Annotated in this window: 15 protein-coding genes; 9 read left to right on the forward strand and 6 right to left on the reverse strand. The window is 68.5% G+C overall.

What is annotated here, in order from left to right:
• Positions 1-253 precede the first annotated feature (253 nt).
• Together AB8K43_RS00470 and AB8K43_RS00475 are read right to left on the reverse strand one after the other, a co-directional pair.
• On the reverse strand, positions 254-925 hold the full coding sequence (locus tag AB8K43_RS00470; protein ID WP_370890276.1) for a response regulator: 672 nt from the start codon (positions 923-925) through the stop codon (positions 254-256).
• Positions 922-2,181 carry a sensor histidine kinase gene (locus AB8K43_RS00475; protein ID WP_370890278.1) on the reverse strand — a complete coding sequence of 420 codons (1,260 nt, stop codon included), beginning with the start codon at positions 2,179-2,181 and terminating at the stop codon, positions 922-924. The genes AB8K43_RS00470 and AB8K43_RS00475 overlap by 4 nt, the downstream gene beginning before the upstream one ends.
• A gap of 139 nt (positions 2,182-2,320) precedes the next feature.
• Between AB8K43_RS00475 and AB8K43_RS00480 the strand changes: the two genes are divergently transcribed.
• Positions 2,321-2,998 (forward strand): DUF4352 domain-containing protein, encoded by a 678-nt coding sequence (locus tag AB8K43_RS00480; protein WP_370890280.1) that lies wholly within the window; start codon positions 2,321-2,323, stop codon positions 2,996-2,998.
• A gap of 224 nt (positions 2,999-3,222) precedes the next feature.
• On the forward strand, positions 3,223-3,981 hold the full coding sequence (locus AB8K43_RS00485) for a DUF4352 domain-containing protein (RefSeq protein WP_370890282.1): 759 nt from the start codon (positions 3,223-3,225) through the stop codon (positions 3,979-3,981).
• Between the two features lie 298 nt (positions 3,982-4,279).
• Here AB8K43_RS00485 and AB8K43_RS00490 read toward each other — a convergent pair whose 3' ends face one another.
• Positions 4,280-4,870, reverse strand: coding sequence for a LysE/ArgO family amino acid transporter (locus AB8K43_RS00490; protein ID WP_370890284.1), 591 nt, complete (start codon positions 4,868-4,870; stop codon positions 4,280-4,282).
• Positions 4,871-4,941: 71 nt separating this feature from the next.
• Here AB8K43_RS00490 and AB8K43_RS00495 point away from each other — a divergent pair, with 71 nt between their 5' ends.
• Positions 4,942-5,814: a LysR family transcriptional regulator ArgP gene (locus AB8K43_RS00495; RefSeq protein ID WP_370890286.1), complete on the forward strand. Its 873-nt coding sequence runs from the start codon at positions 4,942-4,944 to the stop codon at positions 5,812-5,814.
• A 111-nt stretch (positions 5,815-5,925) separates the two neighbouring features.
• On the opposite strand, the gene AB8K43_RS00500 is transcribed toward AB8K43_RS00495, so the two are convergent.
• Positions 5,926-7,422, reverse strand: coding sequence for a hypothetical protein (locus AB8K43_RS00500; RefSeq protein ID WP_370890288.1), 1,497 nt, complete (start codon positions 7,420-7,422; stop codon positions 5,926-5,928).
• Between the two features lie 56 nt (positions 7,423-7,478).
• On the opposite strand from AB8K43_RS00500, the gene AB8K43_RS00505 reads away from it, so the two are divergent.
• Genes AB8K43_RS00505 through AB8K43_RS00525 form a run of 5 tightly spaced genes read left to right on the forward strand, consistent with a single transcriptional unit; the run spans position 7,479 to position 12,686 of the window.
• On the forward strand, positions 7,479-8,939 hold the full coding sequence (locus AB8K43_RS00505; RefSeq protein ID WP_370890290.1) for a wax ester/triacylglycerol synthase family O-acyltransferase: 1,461 nt from the start codon (positions 7,479-7,481) through the stop codon (positions 8,937-8,939).
• A 36-nt stretch (positions 8,940-8,975) separates the two neighbouring features.
• The gene (locus AB8K43_RS00510) at positions 8,976-9,740 is read left to right on the forward strand and encodes an esterase/lipase family protein (protein WP_370890292.1); all 765 of its coding nucleotides are present in this window, start codon (positions 8,976-8,978) and stop codon (positions 9,738-9,740) included.
• The gene (locus AB8K43_RS00515; RefSeq protein ID WP_370890293.1) at positions 9,737-10,480 is read left to right on the forward strand and encodes a (Fe-S)-binding protein; all 744 of its coding nucleotides are present in this window, start codon (positions 9,737-9,739) and stop codon (positions 10,478-10,480) included. Before AB8K43_RS00510 ends, AB8K43_RS00515 begins: the two co-directional genes overlap by 4 nt.
• Positions 10,480-12,054, forward strand: a complete 1,575-nt coding sequence (locus AB8K43_RS00520) for a lactate utilization protein B (RefSeq protein WP_370890295.1) — start codon at positions 10,480-10,482, stop codon at positions 12,052-12,054. Before AB8K43_RS00515 ends, AB8K43_RS00520 begins: the two co-directional genes overlap by 1 nt.
• A complete protein-coding gene (locus AB8K43_RS00525; RefSeq protein ID WP_370890297.1) occupies positions 12,051-12,686 on the forward strand; it encodes a lactate utilization protein C in 636 nt (211 codons plus the stop codon). Before AB8K43_RS00520 ends, AB8K43_RS00525 begins: the two co-directional genes overlap by 4 nt.
• Before the next feature lie 90 nt (positions 12,687-12,776).
• On the opposite strand, the gene AB8K43_RS00530 is transcribed toward AB8K43_RS00525, so the two are convergent.
• Together AB8K43_RS00530 and AB8K43_RS00535 are read right to left on the reverse strand one after the other, a co-directional pair.
• On the reverse strand, positions 12,777-13,208 hold the full coding sequence (locus tag AB8K43_RS00530; RefSeq protein WP_370890299.1) for a hypothetical protein: 432 nt from the start codon (positions 13,206-13,208) through the stop codon (positions 12,777-12,779).
• Positions 13,209-13,266: 58 nt separating this feature from the next.
• Positions 13,267-14,394, reverse strand: coding sequence for a metallophosphoesterase (locus tag AB8K43_RS00535; protein WP_370890301.1), 1,128 nt, complete (start codon positions 14,392-14,394; stop codon positions 13,267-13,269).
• Positions 14,395-14,689: 295 nt separating this feature from the next.
• Between AB8K43_RS00535 and ahpC the strand changes: the two genes are divergently transcribed.
• Positions 14,690-15,253 (forward strand): alkyl hydroperoxide reductase subunit C, encoded by a 564-nt coding sequence (gene ahpC / locus AB8K43_RS00540; RefSeq protein ID WP_370890303.1) that lies wholly within the window; start codon positions 14,690-14,692, stop codon positions 15,251-15,253.
• The last annotated feature ends 73 nt before the right edge of the window (positions 15,254-15,326 follow it).

Below are 15,326 nucleotides of genomic sequence, written 5' to 3' on the forward strand. Positions count from 1 at the left end.
GTTGCACGCGAAGGGGGACAGGGATCCTTCGCGTCGGGGGCCAACCTCACCTTCGAGGAACGTAAGACCCTCGCCGGGAACTCTGACACAGAATCGTTCGTTTGGGCCCGGTCGAAGGCCAATTTTTTTGGCGGGTTCACGACCTCGCGGGGGCGATCTGCAAGGCCGTTCGATCTCCCGGCGCGATGCGGTCTGCCCCCGGTGAAGGGGGCCGGGCGGGGCGGGTGAGGCGCGTTTGACCTGGTGAAGGGGGTCAGGCGAGCAGGCCGGCTCGCTCGGCGATTACCGCCACCTGGGAGCGGTTGTTGGCGAGGAGCTTGCCTTGGGCGGCGGCCAGATGGGTCTTGACGGTCGCTTCCCCAATATGGAGGGCTCGTGCGATCTCGCTATTGGTCATCCCTTCACCCACGCGCATCACCACGGCGCGCTCGCGTTCGGTGAGCGCGGCGACCAGCTGACGAGCCCTCGCCTGAGCCGGGCTGTAGCCGGAGCGGATGTGCTCGGCGAGTTGACGCGAGGTCTTTGGGGAGAAGGCGCCGTCGCCGGCCGCGACCGAGCGGATCGACTCGGCGATCCGCTTGGGCGAGGTCTTTAAAAGGAACCCGTCGGCTCCCGATTGCAGGGCGCGGACCGCGACTTCGTCGGTATCGAAGGTGGTGAGGACCAAGACCTGGGGCGATCGCGGGAGGGCCTTGATCCTCTTCGTCGCCTCGATCCCGCTCATGCCGCCCATCCGCAGGTCCATGAGCACGACGTCGGGGGAGCGGGCGATGCACTTGTCGATCGCCTCCTCGCCCGAGGTCGCCTCGTCGATGACCTCGATGTCGGGCGCCGGCTCGAGGAGCAGGCGTAGACCCTGGAGCACCATCGGGTCGTCATCGCAGAGCAGCACTCGGATCGGCCCAGCGTCAGGCGTGCCGGTCATCCGCGCCACCGCCATGGGAGGTGGACCGCCACCCGCAGGACCTCCCCTTCGGTCAAGACCCGGATCTCGCCGCCGACTTGTTCGGCGCGCTCGCGCATGCCGGTCATTCCTCGTCCGGGCGCGAAGGGAGCTGCCCCTGGTGGGAAGTAGTTCGCCGACTCGAGCAAGACCCCTTCGTGGGGATAGGCCCGCACGACGAGCCGCACTCCCTGGGCCGGGGCGTGGCGGCGAGCGTTGGTGAGCATCTCCTGAACGATCCGGTACGCGGTGCGGCTCGTCAGTTGGTCGAGGCGCTCCACGTCATTCATGGTGACCGTCGCGATGAGGTTCATCCCGTGCCCGACGGTGTCGTCGACGAGGGCGCCCACCTCGATGAGTTCAGGGATCGCTTCGGTGACATCGGCCCCGCCGGTCCGCAGGACTCCGATCAACGAGTGCAGGTCGTCGGCGGTCTGCTCGGCAGCCTCTCGGACGGCGGCCGCGGATGTGCCGAGGCGGGTATCGGGAGCGTTGGCCTCGAGGGCGGCGGCGTGCAAGGTGACGACCGAGAGCCGGTGCCCGATGACGTCATGGACCTCACGGGCGATCCGCTCACGCTCCGTCCGGACGGCAAGCTCATCGCCGAGTCGGGCAGCGACCGCGCGGTGTTGATCGGCCTCACCCTGGCTCTGCGCCAACAACCGTCGGACATAGCCGGACCCGAGGAAGATGCCACTGATCCCGAGGCCGATGAGGAGCGGGACCCACCAAGCGATCGGGGGCTGGACCGCATTGGCCGCCACCGGGTCGACGGTGTCGGTGACCCACATTCGCCACAGCGACTCGTGGGCGGTACGACCTTGAAGATCGCGCCAGGTGGCCACGACGGTCGTCACGGTCACGAGCGCGGCGACCGGGGCAGCAACGCGAATCTGGCTGCGCCGCATGGCGTGCATCCCGGCCACCAGGACGGGCAGTGGATCGAGGGACAGGGCGATCACGAGGACCGCTCCGATGATCGCGATCGGCACCGGGTAGGACTCGCGCACGATCAGCGACATCAACAGGGCCAGGCCGATCAGGGCGCTCAGGGTGCCGGCGTTATCGAGGGTTCCGGTTCCGTCGGTCCCGCTGCGTCGTGAGTAGGCGGTCATGACCGCGAGCGCCAACGTGCAGATGCCGAGAAACCACCACCCGAGCAGCGCCGCGATCGAGACGACGCGGCGCATCCAGAGCGGATGCGGCGTCGCGGCGCCGGGCGCGGGGATGGCGGTCATGAGGCTGAGCCTAGAGAAGGTCACCGACATCGCCTCCCCCATCCGGGGGAGGCACCTCGGGCTCTTTGAGGGAGGTGAGCGGACCTCCCTTCGCGATCACCTAGGAGGCACCTGCACCCCCTTCCTCCAAGGAGACGCCATGACCCAGCCCACCAACCCCCCGCCCGGTGACCAGCAGCCCGGTGACCCGCAGTGGCAGCCCACCTACGCCGCTCCGCCGCCCGCGCAGAAGAGCTGGTTCGCTCGTAACAAGTTGCTGAGCTTCCTGCTCGGTGTCGGCCTCATCATGCTGCTGTGCTGCGGCGGCCTCGCCATGACGATGGTTGGCGGGTCCGACTCAGGGAGCAACACCGATTCCTCATCGGCTGGCAAGGACGGCTCCGGCGACTCGGAGGCCGGCGCTCCGAAGGCGGGCTCGCCCGCGATCGGCGACGCGGTGCGCGACGGGAAGTTTGAGTTCGTGGTCAAGAGCGTCAAGACCGGAGTGGATTCGGTCGGCAACGACATCCTCGGCGAGAAGGCCCAGGGACAGTTCGTCCTGGTCAATCTCGAGGTGACGAACATCGGCGACGAGGCTCAGTACTTCGCCGACTCGGACCAGAAGCTCGTCGACGACAAGGGCCGCAGCTTCGCCTCGAACAGCACCGCCGGCATCTCGATCGAGGGCAACGAGGACGTGTGGCTGAGCGAGATCAACCCCGGCAACACCAAGAAGGGGACGATCGTCTTCGACATGCCGAAGGGCGCCAAGGCCACCAAGATCGAACTGCACGACTCGGCCTTCTCCGACGGCGCCGAGGTCTCGCTCACGAAGTAGACCCGGGGGGATACGTCCTTCGGACCGGTATCGCTCGACCGGTTCCGAAGGGCGTGCTCTCGCCGTGACGCGGGTGCCCCCTTGCGCGACTCCGTGGGTCACGGTGACGAGGCTGAACCGTGCCTAAATCGTTGCGCGCCAAGCAGTTTCAATTTCAAGGAGTGGCTAGCCTCGACTGGTTGCCTCCACGGCATGACGTGTCCGATTTTTCGCAAGGAGTAGGTGTGACCCAACCCCCGCCCCAGTACCCGCCAGACCCGCAGTGGCAGCAGCGCGCTCAGTACCCGCAGCCGCCGCAGCAGTGGCAGGCCCCGGGCTACCCGCCGCCGAAGAAGAACTGGTTCGCCGCCAATCCGGTCCTTGCGGTCCTGCTTGGCGCCGTGCTCATCATCTTTATGTGCTGCGCGGGCGGCATCGGGCTCGGGATGGGGGCGTCGGATTCCGCCACGACCGACCAGGTGGCCTCCGACGAGTCGGACGCGACCTCGACGACAACGTCCTCCGCCAAGAAGGCAGCGAGCGCAACGAAGACCGCGGACAAGACCGCGGCGAAGAAGACTCAGGCCGCCAAGCCGAAGGCTGCCGGTCCCGCGCTCGGCGACACGGTCCGAGATGGCAAGTTCGAGTTCGTCGTCACCGAGGTGAAGTCGGGCGTCGACTCCGTCGGCGGGACCTACCTCAACGAGCAGGCGCAGGGTCAGTTCGTCCTCATCAGCATCTCGGTGACCAATGTCGGCGACGAATCCCAGACCCTGTACGACGGCGCGCAGAAGCTCACCGATGACAAGGGCCGCACCTTCGAGTCCAACAGCTACGCGGCGATCGTCATGGAGGACAACGACGTCTGGATGACCAAAATCAACCCGGGCAATACGGTCACCGGGACCTTGGTCTATGACATGCCGAAGGGCGCCAAGCCGGTCACGATCGACCTCCATGACTCGATGTTCTCCGGCGGCGTCGAGGTCTCGCTGAGGAAGTAGCCCCGCTCACCCTTCGAGGCGCGCGCGTCTACGGAAACTCCCGTTTTCCCGCGGAACTCCACGAGAAAACGGGAGTTTCTATACCCCCTCCTTTCGCAAATGCCCGGGCATTTGCGAAGGGAGGGGGTATAGAAACTCCCGTTTTCCCGCGGAACTCCACGAGAAAACGGGAGTTTCTATACCCCCTCCTTTCGCAAATGCCCGGGCATTTGCGCAAGGAGGCAAGGGAGGAAGGGGGAGCGCAGACGGACGGGGCGAAGGGGGTGTAGCGAGGGAACTGCGGAGGGGGTAAAAGGGGTCAGCCGAGGAGCAGGCGGGCGGCGATGGCGAGCATGATCACGCCGATGGCCGCGTCGAGAACCCGCCACGTCGAGGGCCTCCCGAGCGGACCGGCGAGGCGGCGCGCGCCGTAGCCCAATCCGACAAACCACAGCAGGCTCGCCGCCATTGCGCCGTCGGCGAAGACCCACCGCTGCGGTCCGTGCTGGTTCGCGAGGTTCCCGAGCATCAGCACGGTGTCGAGGTAGACGTGCGGGTTCAGCCAGGTGAGCGCGAGGGTCGTCAGGGCGACCGACGCATGTGAGCGCGGCGCCGCCTGGGTGAGTGCCTCGGGGCGCCAGGCCGAGATGAAGGATCGGATGGCGAACCACACCAGGTAGGCCGCCCCTGCCCACGTCAGCACGGTCAGGATGCCGGGGTGCGCGCTCACGAGCGCCCCAATCCCTGCGGTTCCCGCCGCGATGAGGACGGCATCGGAGATCGCGCAGATGGCGACGACGACGCCGACGTGCTCGCGGCGCACGCCCTGGCGCAGGACGTAGGCGTTCTGCGCGCCGATGGCGACGATGAGGGAGAGGCCGGTGAGCAGGCCGACGGCGAAGGGGGTCACGGAAGGGACGTTAGGAGCGACCCCCTTCATCAGATCAGCGAAAGATTCTCACCTATCATTAGAATTGCTTCATGCAGCTCGACCAGTTGAAGGCGCTCGCCGCGATCGTCGACCACGGGACCTTCGAGGCCGCGGCGGCGTCTCTGCATGTCACCCCGTCGGCGATCAGTCAGCGCATCCGCGCCCTCGAGGACGGTCTCGGCCAGATCATCTTGCGCCGAACCACGCCGGCGACGCCCACGGAGGCCGGCGCGATTCTCCTGCGGACGGCCCGCGCCTTCGCCCTTCTCGAAAGCCAGGCCCGCGAGTCGCTCGGCCTCGATGGGGCTGGGCGGTATCCCCTCAAGGTGGCGGTCAACGCCGATTCCCTCGCGACCTGGTTTGCCCCAGTCCTCGCCGAGGCAGCGACCTGGGATGAGACCACGCTCCATCTGGAGGTCGAGGATCAGGATCACTCGCTCGACCTCTTATCGCGCGGGGAGGTCGTCGCGACGATCACGGGTCACGGCCGTCCTGTCGCCGGTTGCCGAGTCGAGCTGCTCGGTGCCATGCGGTACCTCCCGGCGGCAGCACCGCACCTGCGTGATGCCTGGCGTCGCGGTCGCGGGGTCGATTGGGCCCGGATGCCGATGGTCCGCTTCAACGGCAAGGACGATCTCCAGGACGCCTACCTGCGCAGTCGCGGCATCACCCAGGCGCCGCCCGCCGGACAGATTCCCTCGTCCCAAGCCTTCGTCGAGGCGATCCGGGTCGGTCTTGGATGGGGCTTGGTGCCCGAGGGCCAGTTGGGTTCTCTCCTCACTCGCGGCGAGTTGGTCCGCCTCAGCCGCGATCACGTCGACGTGCCCCTCTACTGGCATGTCCTTCGCTTGGACTCGCCCCGTCTGCACCGCCTGACCGCCGCGGTCCACAGGGCGGCGCGCCCCCTTCGCCGCACGTCATAGCGCCGGGCTTGCCGGCCGGGGGCCCGCGAGTCCCCGGAAGTTCCCGAAATCTCGTGGAACTCCGCGAGATCTTGGGAGTTTCCGGGGAGAAGCGCCAGCCGCCGGCAAGGGTTAGCGGCTGCGGCTGAGGCGATCGCGAAGGCTGCCCGGGAGCCCGGTGAGAGCGGCGATCCCGAGCACGGTCTTCGGGTCGTAACCGGCGCGCCACAACCCACCGTGCGCAGCCTGGTCGCTAAAGAGTCCCTCCGGGTGCGAGCGCGAAGGGGGCGGAGCCGACAGGTCGCGCACGAGCAGCGCCGCCATCAGCGCCCGCGTCGTCTCGGCGGGGAAGACCTCGACCCCGAAGCGGTCAGCGCCTCGGTACGCGGCGGCGAGCACCGGGTTTTTGGTCACCGAGCGCGTCCACGTCGCGGGCGCGACATTGAAGGACACGGTGCGCCCGGCGGCTTGGGCGGCGAGCCCGCTCCAGCGCTGCAGGCGCTTGGCGATGGCGTAGCTCGGACCCTGTTGCGGCACCAGGATGTCCGCAATTCCTCCGGCTCCGCTGGCTGCCTGGCGATACGCCGGGGCGTACAGCTTGGAGCGGCTGAGCGACCGCAGCGGCCGCTGCCCCCAGCGGATCATCCCGGAGCGCCGGGCGTAGGACTCGCGTGCCGCAGCGACGACCTCTGGCGGGACGACGAAGGCATCGGTCGGCGTCGCGAGCCACGCCGTGGCGAGGCCATCGACACCGCGCTCGGCTCCGAGCTGCTCGATCAACGCATCGGTCGCCGCCGACACCTGCACGTGGGCGCCGGCATCGGCATACGCGTGCATCCCGAGGACGAGCGGGGCGTCGCCCCCTTCGCGCCGGAGCCACTGCAGGACGGGGCCGAGTTGGTGCACTACATCGGCGCCGGCATCCCCGTCGCGGCTGATCGGGAAGGCGAGCCGACCAGCCCCCTTCGTCGCGAGCCCCCGCTTGTAGCGCCAGGCTCGCGAGCGCGGCAGGTCGATCGCGAGGACGTCAACGCCCCACGACAGCAGAGCCTCCAACGGCCCCATCTCTGCGCCGGCGCCGATCAGCGCGACCCGACGACCGGGCAGCGCGAGCCATTCGGGGTGGTCGATGACCTCGCCGACGGCCGTCGCGAAGGACGGCTCAACCGTCCCGCACTCCACCCATGCGTCGAGTTGCGCCAGCAAAGCTTCCCCCGAGAGGCCCGAACCTCGGTACGGCACAACGAGTTCGGTGATCGGGCGCTCCGTCCCTTGGACCGACTCGGTGGCGAAGGGAGGCTCCTCACCCGGGCGGTCAATGGCCGCCTCGGCGAGCGGTGTCTCGGCCCCATCGGCATCGACGAGGACCATCCGGCGACGCAGCGAAGCAAGGCCTTCGTCAGCGATCTCGTCGGCTGTCGCTGGGGAGAGGGCGGAGGCTTCGGTCACCGCGACAACATGGTCGACGTAATGGGTTCGCCACCCGTCGGCGCTGCGGATCCGCTCGGCGAGTTCCGGGTCGATCCCTGCGACGGAGTCGGCGAGCACTCCCCGCGAGGTCGGTGTGGACCCCCGCCGGCCTGCGCGAAGGGGGAAGTGGACGCCGGGTTCGTCGCTCGGGTCTGCCATAAGAGCCCATAGTGTCGCCTAGATCACAACGCAGTCCACCTGTCACAGTTGGCCTTATGGCGCGTTCCAGCTTCTTAAGCCCTCTCGATGCGGCCTTCGTCTACGGCGAGACCCGTTCGATGATGTTCCACGTCGGCGCGCTGCTCGTTTTCGAACCACCGAAGGGGGCCGGCCCCACCTTCGTCGCGGATCTCTACGAGGACATGCGCGCCAGCGCCGACCTGCCGGCGCCCTGGAACCGGCGGCTGCGCTACTCGGCCCTCCCGTACAGCCCGGTCCATCAGTGGGTGACGACCGAGGTTGACCTCGACTACCACCTGAGGCGCTCCGCCCTGCCGTCACCCGGCGGCGAACGTGAGCTCGGCATCCTCGTCTCACGCCTGCACGGCCACCCGCTCGACTTCAGCCGTCCACCGTGGGAGTGGCATCTGATCGAGGGGCTCGACCACGGTCGCTTTGCGCTCTACACGAAGATGCACCACGCCCTCGCCGACGGCTACACGGGCATGCAGATGCTGCAGCACGCCCTCTCGACGGACGCTGAGGACCGCACCAACCCCTTCTTCTTCGGGCCGGGACGTCGGCAGGGGCGGGAGAAGGGGGATGCCGCCGAGGTCCTCCACATGGCGACCTCCCCGGTGGCGCCGGTCGTCCACGCCGCGACCGGAGCGGCGAAGTTCTTGAGCCACGGCGCCCTCTCCGGCGTCTCGGCGAGCGCGGCGTGGCTGCGCACCCAGGTCCCCGGGTTGCGCAGCGACCGCGAGGTCGTGACCTCGCACGAGGCACCGCGCGCGATCATCAACCGGCGGATCGGACGCAATCGCCGGTTTGCGACTCAGGCCCTCGACCTCGAGACCCTCAAGGAGGTCGGGCACGCCCACGGAGCCACCGTCAACGATGTCCTGCTGTCGGTGATCGGCGGAGGTCTGAGGCGGTATCTCAGCGACCTCGATGAGTTGCCGGAGGACCCGCTGATCGCCTTCGTCCCGGTCAACATTCGCGCCGATGGTGACGCCGGCGGAGGTAACGCGGTCGGCGCCGTCCTCACCTCGACGGGTAGTGACGAGGAGGACCCGATCGAGCGCCTCCACGAGGTGACCCGTTCGACGAGGGCGGCGAAGGGACGCCTCGCAGGCATGGGCCGGGACGCGATCATGGCGTATAGCGGCATGGTCCTCGCCCCGATGGGACTCCAAGCGGTCGGTGCGCTCGCCGGGATCGGCGGCCCCCTTCCGCTCGCGCTCAACCTGTGCGTTTCCAACGTGCCCGGTCCGCAGCACCCGCTCTATCTGCGCGGCGCCGAACTCGTCGTCTCCTATCCCGCGTCCATCCCGGCGCATGGGATGGGCCTCAACATCACCGTCCACAGCTACAACGGCACCCTCGGGGTTGGCTTCATTGCCTGCCGCGACACCGTGCCTCACCTGCAGCGATTGGCTGTGGCGGTAGGGGATTCGTTGGAGGAGTTGGTCGCTGCGACGGCCGCGCAGGGGGGTAGCATCGCCGACGCCCGCTAGGGCGCACCGGCGATGGTCGGGACTCAAGGAGGAGTCATGACGGCAGAGGTGGATATCCGGGCGGCGCGCCGCCCGACGTGGCGGATGCTCGGCGCTGAGTGGCGCACGGTCGGCGAAGGGGTTCAGGCCTTCATCGGCAGGGATGAGTACCGCTCCTGGCCGAAGGGGGATGGCCACCCTGTCCTCGTGATCCCCGGCTTCCTCGCTGGGCCGGCCTCGACACGCTACCTCCGCGGATTACTGCGGTATTTGGGGTACCGCACCTATGACTGGGGGCTCGGCGTCAACCTCGGTGTGCGCGAGGGACTGCAGGAGACTCTCGAGCATCGATTGGTCGATCTCGCGGTGAAGCGCGGACGCTCGGTCAGCATCATCGGCTGGAGCGCCGGCGGGATCTACGCGCGCGAGATCGCCCGCGCTCACCCCGAGGTGGTCCGGCAGGTCATCACGATGGGCTCGCCGATCCGCGGTGACCACGAGCAGACGCGGGCGTGGCGCCTCTACCGCCGGATGAATGCCGGCACGCTCACCGACGACCTGATGAGCGAGGCCGCTCGGGCCGCTCGCGCCGAACCCCTGAGCGTCCCGACGACCTGCATCTACTCGCGCAGCGACGGCATCGTCGCCTGGCAGCTCTGCACCAGCGAGGCCGCGCCGCAGACCGAAAATGTCGAGGTCCACTCCTCGCACCTGGGCTACGGACACCAGCGCGAAACACTCTGGGTCGTCGCAGATCGCCTCGCACAGCCCGAAGGCGAGTGGTCCCCCTTCGTCGCTCCCGATCGGTCGGGTCGACGATGAAGATCGCGCTGTTTGTCACTTGCCTCGGCGATGTCCTCTTCCCGGATGTCGGTCGCGCGACGGTGACGGTCCTCGAGCGTCTCGGGCACGAGGTGGTCTTCCCGACCGGACAGACCTGTTGCGGGCAGATGCACACCAACACCGGCTACCCGAGCGACGCGCTGCCGGTGGTGCGCGCCTACGTCGACACCTTCGAGGAGGCGCTCGCCGACGGCGCCGAAGCCATCGTCGCGCCCTCGGGTTCCTGCGCCGGCTCGGTCCATCACCAGCACGCGATGCTCGCCCGGCGAGCCGGTGACGAGGAGCTCGCGGTGCGGGCCGAGGCAGTGGCGGCGCGGACCTACGAGCTCTCCCAGTTGCTCGTCGAGGTCCTCGGCGTCACCAATGTCGGTGCCCACTACCCGCACCGGGTGACCTACCACCCGACCTGCCACTCGATGCGGATGCTGGGTGTCGGCGATGCCCCCGTGCGACTGCTCCGTGAAGTGGGTGGGCTCGACCTGGTCGAGTTGCCCGCCGCGACCTCGTGCTGCGGCTTCGGGGGGACCTTCGCGATGAAGAATGCCGACACCTCGACGGCGATGCTCACCGACAAGATGACCTCGGTCCTCTCGACCGGCGCCGAGGTGGTGACGGCGGGCGATGCCTCGTGCCTGATGCACATCGGCGGAGGGCTGCACCGACTCCGCAGTGGGGTGCGCGCCGTGCACCTCGCCGAGATCCTGGCCTCGGAGGCGTGATGCGCGTTCACCTCGGGATGCCCGGCCGGAAGGGGGCAGCGCTGCCCCCTTCGTCTGCTGACACCCGCCCGCCACCCGCCGACCGCACCGTCGGCCACCTCACCGGCACTGCCCCCTTCCCCGAGGCCGCCCGCGATCGGCTCGCCGACTCGACGCTGCGCCGCAACCTCGGGCATGCGACCTCGGCGATCCGCACCAAGCGGGCCGAGGTCGTCGCCGAGCTGCCGGATTGGCAGGCGCTGCGTGATGCGGGTTCGGCGATTAAGGCCGATGTGATGGCCCGGCTGCCCGAGTTGCTCGTCCAACTCGAGGAGTCAGTGACGGCCCGCGGCGGTCAGGTCCATTGGGCGCGCGATGCCGCCGAGGCCAACGCGATCGTGCTCGACCTGGTCCGCGCGACCGGCACCGACGAGGTCGTGAAGATCAAGTCGATGGCGACCCAAGAGCTGGGCCTGAACGAGGCGCTGGAGTCGGCGGGGATCTCCGCGCTCGAGACCGATCTCGCCGAACTCATCGTCCAGCTCGGTGGCGACGCCCCCAGCCACATCCTCGTCCCGGCGATTCACCGCGGGCGCGCCGAGATCCGAGAGATCTTTGAGCGCGAGATGCCCGGCGCTGGGTCGCTTACGGACGAACCCGCGGTGCTCGCCGACGCGGCGCGGCGCCACCTGCGCGAAGCCTTCTTGCGCGCGCGGGTCGCGATCAGCGGGGCGAACTTCGCGATTGCCGACACCGGCACCCTCGGGGTCGTCGAGTCCGAGGGCAACGGGCGGATGTGCCTCACCCTGCCGCAGACACTGATCACGGTCATGGGGATCGAGAAGGTCCTGCCGACATGGAGCGATCTCGAGGTCTTCCTGCAACTGCTGCCGCGCTCCTCGACCGGCGAGCGGATGAATCCCTACACCTCGACCTGGACGGGGGTCACTCCCGGAGACGGGCCGCAGGAGTTCCACCTGGTTCTCGTCGATAACGGCCGGACGCACGCGCTCGCGGACCCGGCGGGACGCACTGCGCTGCACTGCATTCGGTGCTCGGCATGCCTGAACGTCTGCCCCGTCTACGAACGCACCGGCGGGCACGCGTACGGGTCGGTCTATCCCGGTCCGATCGGCGCGATCTTGACGCCCCTGCTCACGGGGGTGACGGGGGAGGACGACGCAAACGACTCCCTTCCCTTCGCCTCGTCCCTGTGTGGCGCCTGCTACGAGGTGTGTCCGGTGAAGATCGACATCCCCTCGATCCTCGTCGAGTTGCGCGCGCAGCATGTCGAAGCGCACGCCGCTCGCCACCGACTGCCGAGCGCCGAGGCGATCAGCATGGCGGCGATGTCGTGGGTGATGAGCGACGCGGACCGGTTCGCCAAGGCTGGTAAGGCTTCGCGCCTCGGGCGATTTGGCCTGCGCGACGGACGCCCTGTCGTCCCCCTTCCACCGCCGGTTAATGGGTGGGTCGCCTCGCGGGATGTGCCGGACCTGCCGCAGGAGACCTTCCGCGAATGGTGGGCCCGGACGAAGGGGGATCCGTCGTCAAGGGTCGAGATGCCGGTCCCTGAAGGTGGAGGCCAGCCGTGAGCGCCCGCGACGACGTCCTCGCGCGGATCCGGCTCGCCCTACGCGATGAGCCCGAGCAGGTGACGGTCCCTCGGGAGTACCGCACGGTCGGCGACCTCGCGCCCGGGTCGAGCGAGGCGCTCGAGATGCTGGTCGACCGGCTCGAGGACTACCGCGCGACCGTCATCCGCGCGGACGGGCCCGACGATGACGCGATCGGGGTTGCCATCGCCGGGGCCTTGGGCGGGCTCGACCTCGCCGAAGGTGCGACGGTGTTGCGCGCTCCGGGAGTGCCGCAGGAGTGGGCGGGTTCGGCCGAGGCCGACGACGGAACCCGTGGCCCGCGGGATCTTGACGCAGTGGCGGCCGTGGTCACCGGTTCGGTGGTCGCGATCGCCGAGACCGGCACGATCGTGCTCGATGGCTCGCCGCTCAGCGGGCGTCGGGCGCTGACGTTGGTGCCAGATGTCCACGTGTGTGTGGTGCGAGCGGGCGATGTCGTCCAGAGCGTCCCCGAAGGATTGGGCCGGCTTGACCCCCTTCGCCCGCTGACGTTCATCTCGGGACCGTCGGCGACCAGCGATATCGAACTGATCCGCGTCGAAGGCGTCCACGGCCCACGCACCCTGATCGTCATCCTCACTCCACCCTGACCCCTCACCTTCCCGACTTTGCTTAAGCAGGTCCTCGTTGCCGACCCTGGAGGGTGAGCATCGAGGACGTGCTTAAGCAAAGGCAGCAGGTTAGGGGGCGGGAGGCGCGCCTGCGCGGTGCGTCGTGATCCGGCGGAGGAGCACGAGCGTCGCTCCCACTGCGGTCAGTGCGAGTGCCGTCGGGATGAGGACAAAGAAGGGCGAGCCGATCGCTCTGCCGCGGGCGAGCTCTCCGATGGCGAACTCGAAGGGCAACCAGGCGACGGCTCCGGTGCCGACGATGGCGGCGGCGACGAGCATTGCGTCCGATACCCGCACCCGGTGGCCGACCCGGGTGGCCCACCACCAAATGGCCGCCGTCCACGCGACGAGCCAGAGCGCCCCGAAGGTCGCTGACATCGCGAACTCAACGGCCCGCTCCGTCTGCAGGCCGCCCGCGCGAATCGTCGGGTGCGCCACGGCGACGCCCAGAGTGGCGGCGATCGCGGTCGCACTCGCCCAACGCATATCGACTCGCGCCACAGCTTCGGCTCCCTTCAATCTTCGTCGGCTTCAATCCTGCTTAAGCAAAGGCAGCAGGTTAGGGGGCGGGGTGCAGGGTGAGAAGGGGGATCTCGGGGTCGGCACCCACGCGGCTCGGCGGACCCCAGGTCCCGGCGCCGGACGAGACGTAGATCGGGACATCTCCGACGACGCCGGCTCCGGAGACGAGCGGTTCGTTGAGCGCGACGAGGTACTTAAACGGCCACACCTGACCGCCATGCGTGTGCCCCGAGAGCTGCAGGTCGATGCCCCGATCCTGCGCATCGAGCACCTGGCTCGGCTGGTGCGCGAGGAGCACCGTGAAGTCCCCGGGGTCGATCCCCTCGAGGGCCTTGTCATAGTCCGGCGTGAAGGGGTCGATGCCGCGCTTGTCGTGAACCCCGGCGAGGTGGAGCGTGGTCTGGCCGACGCGAATCGACGCGTTCTGATTGGCGAGGACGGTGATCCCGAGGTCCTCCCACCGGTCCAGCCACCCGGGGATCGTGCCCGTATACATCTCGTGGTTCCCCGTGACGGCATAGACGCCAAGCGGCGCGGTGAAATCGCCGAAGGGGGCGATCAGGTCACCGAAGTCATCCACCGACCCATCGACAAGGTCGCCGGAGAAGACGACGAGGTCCGGCTCGGCGGCGTTGACTCGGTCGACGACCTTCCGGGCCAGCCCGGCGTCGCGGATGGGGCCTATGTGGGTGTCGGTGATGAGCGCGATCGTGAGCCCATCGAGGTCCGAAGGGAGATTCCGCACCGGCTGGTCGACGGCGACCACCTCGGGGTTCATCGCGCGCAGGACCCCGCCGCCGGTGATCGCGACGGCGAGGACGAGCACAGCTGGGACACCGATCCGGTGTAAGCGCAGGCGGTCGGCCTCGTCCCGGCGCAGCAGGCGCAGGATCCCGGCGCACAGGGCAAGGAGCAGGAGGCCGATCAGGGTGTACCAAAAGACGCCCATCGAAAACCCGCCGAACCACGACACGGGTCGCGCGGCGTCTGGTCCGAGGACCCGCGAAGCAACGCCGAAGCTGAAAATCATCACGGCCATCCAGGCCACGATCGCGACCGTGGCGATCACCCGGGTGCGTCGGGATCGCCAGCGCGGCGCGCGGACCAGTCGCCGGTAGAGGAGCAGGCCGATCACGGCGAGCAGCACGAGGGGGATCAGGATCACGTCCCGCAGTGTGCCCGCCCTTCCTGGACAGATGCAGGGAGTCCAGCCGGTGGCCAGGCACTCGCTTCGCGCCCGACGTGTCCAGCCCGTTCGCCCCCGGCGAACACCCCTCGCGTAGCGGTGATCGCCCCGCCAGAGTGAACATCGGACCAACACGCCACTCTCGATTGGACGGGCCGCACCGCCTTCGATAATCTGGAGTCGTTCCAAAAAAGAAGGGCGCGGCTCCGCCCCCTTCGCACCCCGTGGATCACTGTCGACCACACCCGATGCGTGTCAGGAGGACACAACACCTATGTCGCTGATCAACACCCAGATCAAGCCGTTTAAGGCCACCGGTTTCGTCAAGGGCGAGTTCAAGGACTTCTCCGAGGCTGACCTCGCTGGCAAGTGGGCGATCTTCTTCTTCTACCCCGCCGACTTCACCTTCGTCTGCCCGACGGAGCTCGGCGACCTCGCTGACCACTACGAGGACCTGCGCGCCATGGGCGTCGAGGTCTTCGGTGTCTCGACCGACACCCACTTCACCCACAAGGCGTGGCACGAGACCTCCGAGACGATCGGCAAGATCACCTACCCGATGCTCGGCGACCCGACCGGGACCATCTCGCGCAACTTCGAGATCCTGCGTGAGGACGAGGGCCTGGCGAACCGCGGCACCTTCCTGGTGGACCCGGACGGCGTCATCCAGTTCCTCGAGGTGACCGCCGAGGGCATCGGCCGCAACGCTGCCGAGCTCGTCCGCAAGGTCAAGGCCGCGCAGTACGTGCGCAAGAACCCGGGCCAGGTCTGCCCGGCCAAGTGGGAAGAGGGCGAAGAGACCCTGACCCCGGGCCTGGACCTCGTCGGCAAGATCTGATCCACCCCCTTTTCGCGGCTCGCCCGGGCGGACTCTGATCGGAGTTCGCCCGGGCCAGTCGTGAGCCACGTGG

Source organism: Janibacter sp. GXQ6167 (genome assembly GCF_041365945.1).
GTDB lineage: Bacteria > Actinomycetota > Actinomycetes > Actinomycetales > Dermatophilaceae > JBGFSK01.

What these genes read in the sequence shown, in the direction of transcription:
- AB8K43_RS00495 (WP_370890286.1), top strand. Translation starts at nt 4,942, where the DNA reads ATGCAGCTCGACCAGTTGAAGGCGCTCGCCGCGATCGTCGACCACGGG.
- AB8K43_RS00480 (WP_370890280.1), top strand. Translation starts at nt 2,321, where the DNA reads ATGACCCAGCCCACCAACCCCCCGCCCGGTGACCAGCAGCCCGGTGAC.
- AB8K43_RS00500 (WP_370890288.1), bottom strand. Translation starts at nt 7,422, where the DNA reads ATGGCAGACCCGAGCGACGAACCCGGCGTCCACTTCCCCCTTCGCGCA.
- ahpC (WP_370890303.1), top strand. Translation starts at nt 14,690, where the DNA reads ATGTCGCTGATCAACACCCAGATCAAGCCGTTTAAGGCCACCGGTTTC.
- AB8K43_RS00475 (WP_370890278.1), bottom strand. Translation starts at nt 2,181, where the DNA reads ATGACCGCCATCCCCGCGCCCGGCGCCGCGACGCCGCATCCGCTCTGG.
- AB8K43_RS00470 (WP_370890276.1), bottom strand. Translation starts at nt 925, where the DNA reads ATGACCGGCACGCCTGACGCTGGGCCGATCCGAGTGCTGCTCTGCGAT.
- AB8K43_RS00505 (WP_370890290.1), top strand. Translation starts at nt 7,479, where the DNA reads ATGGCGCGTTCCAGCTTCTTAAGCCCTCTCGATGCGGCCTTCGTCTAC.
- AB8K43_RS00515 (WP_370890293.1), top strand. Translation starts at nt 9,737, where the DNA reads ATGAAGATCGCGCTGTTTGTCACTTGCCTCGGCGATGTCCTCTTCCCG.
- AB8K43_RS00510 (WP_370890292.1), top strand. Translation starts at nt 8,976, where the DNA reads ATGACGGCAGAGGTGGATATCCGGGCGGCGCGCCGCCCGACGTGGCGG.
- AB8K43_RS00520 (WP_370890295.1), top strand. Translation starts at nt 10,480, where the DNA reads ATGCGCGTTCACCTCGGGATGCCCGGCCGGAAGGGGGCAGCGCTGCCC.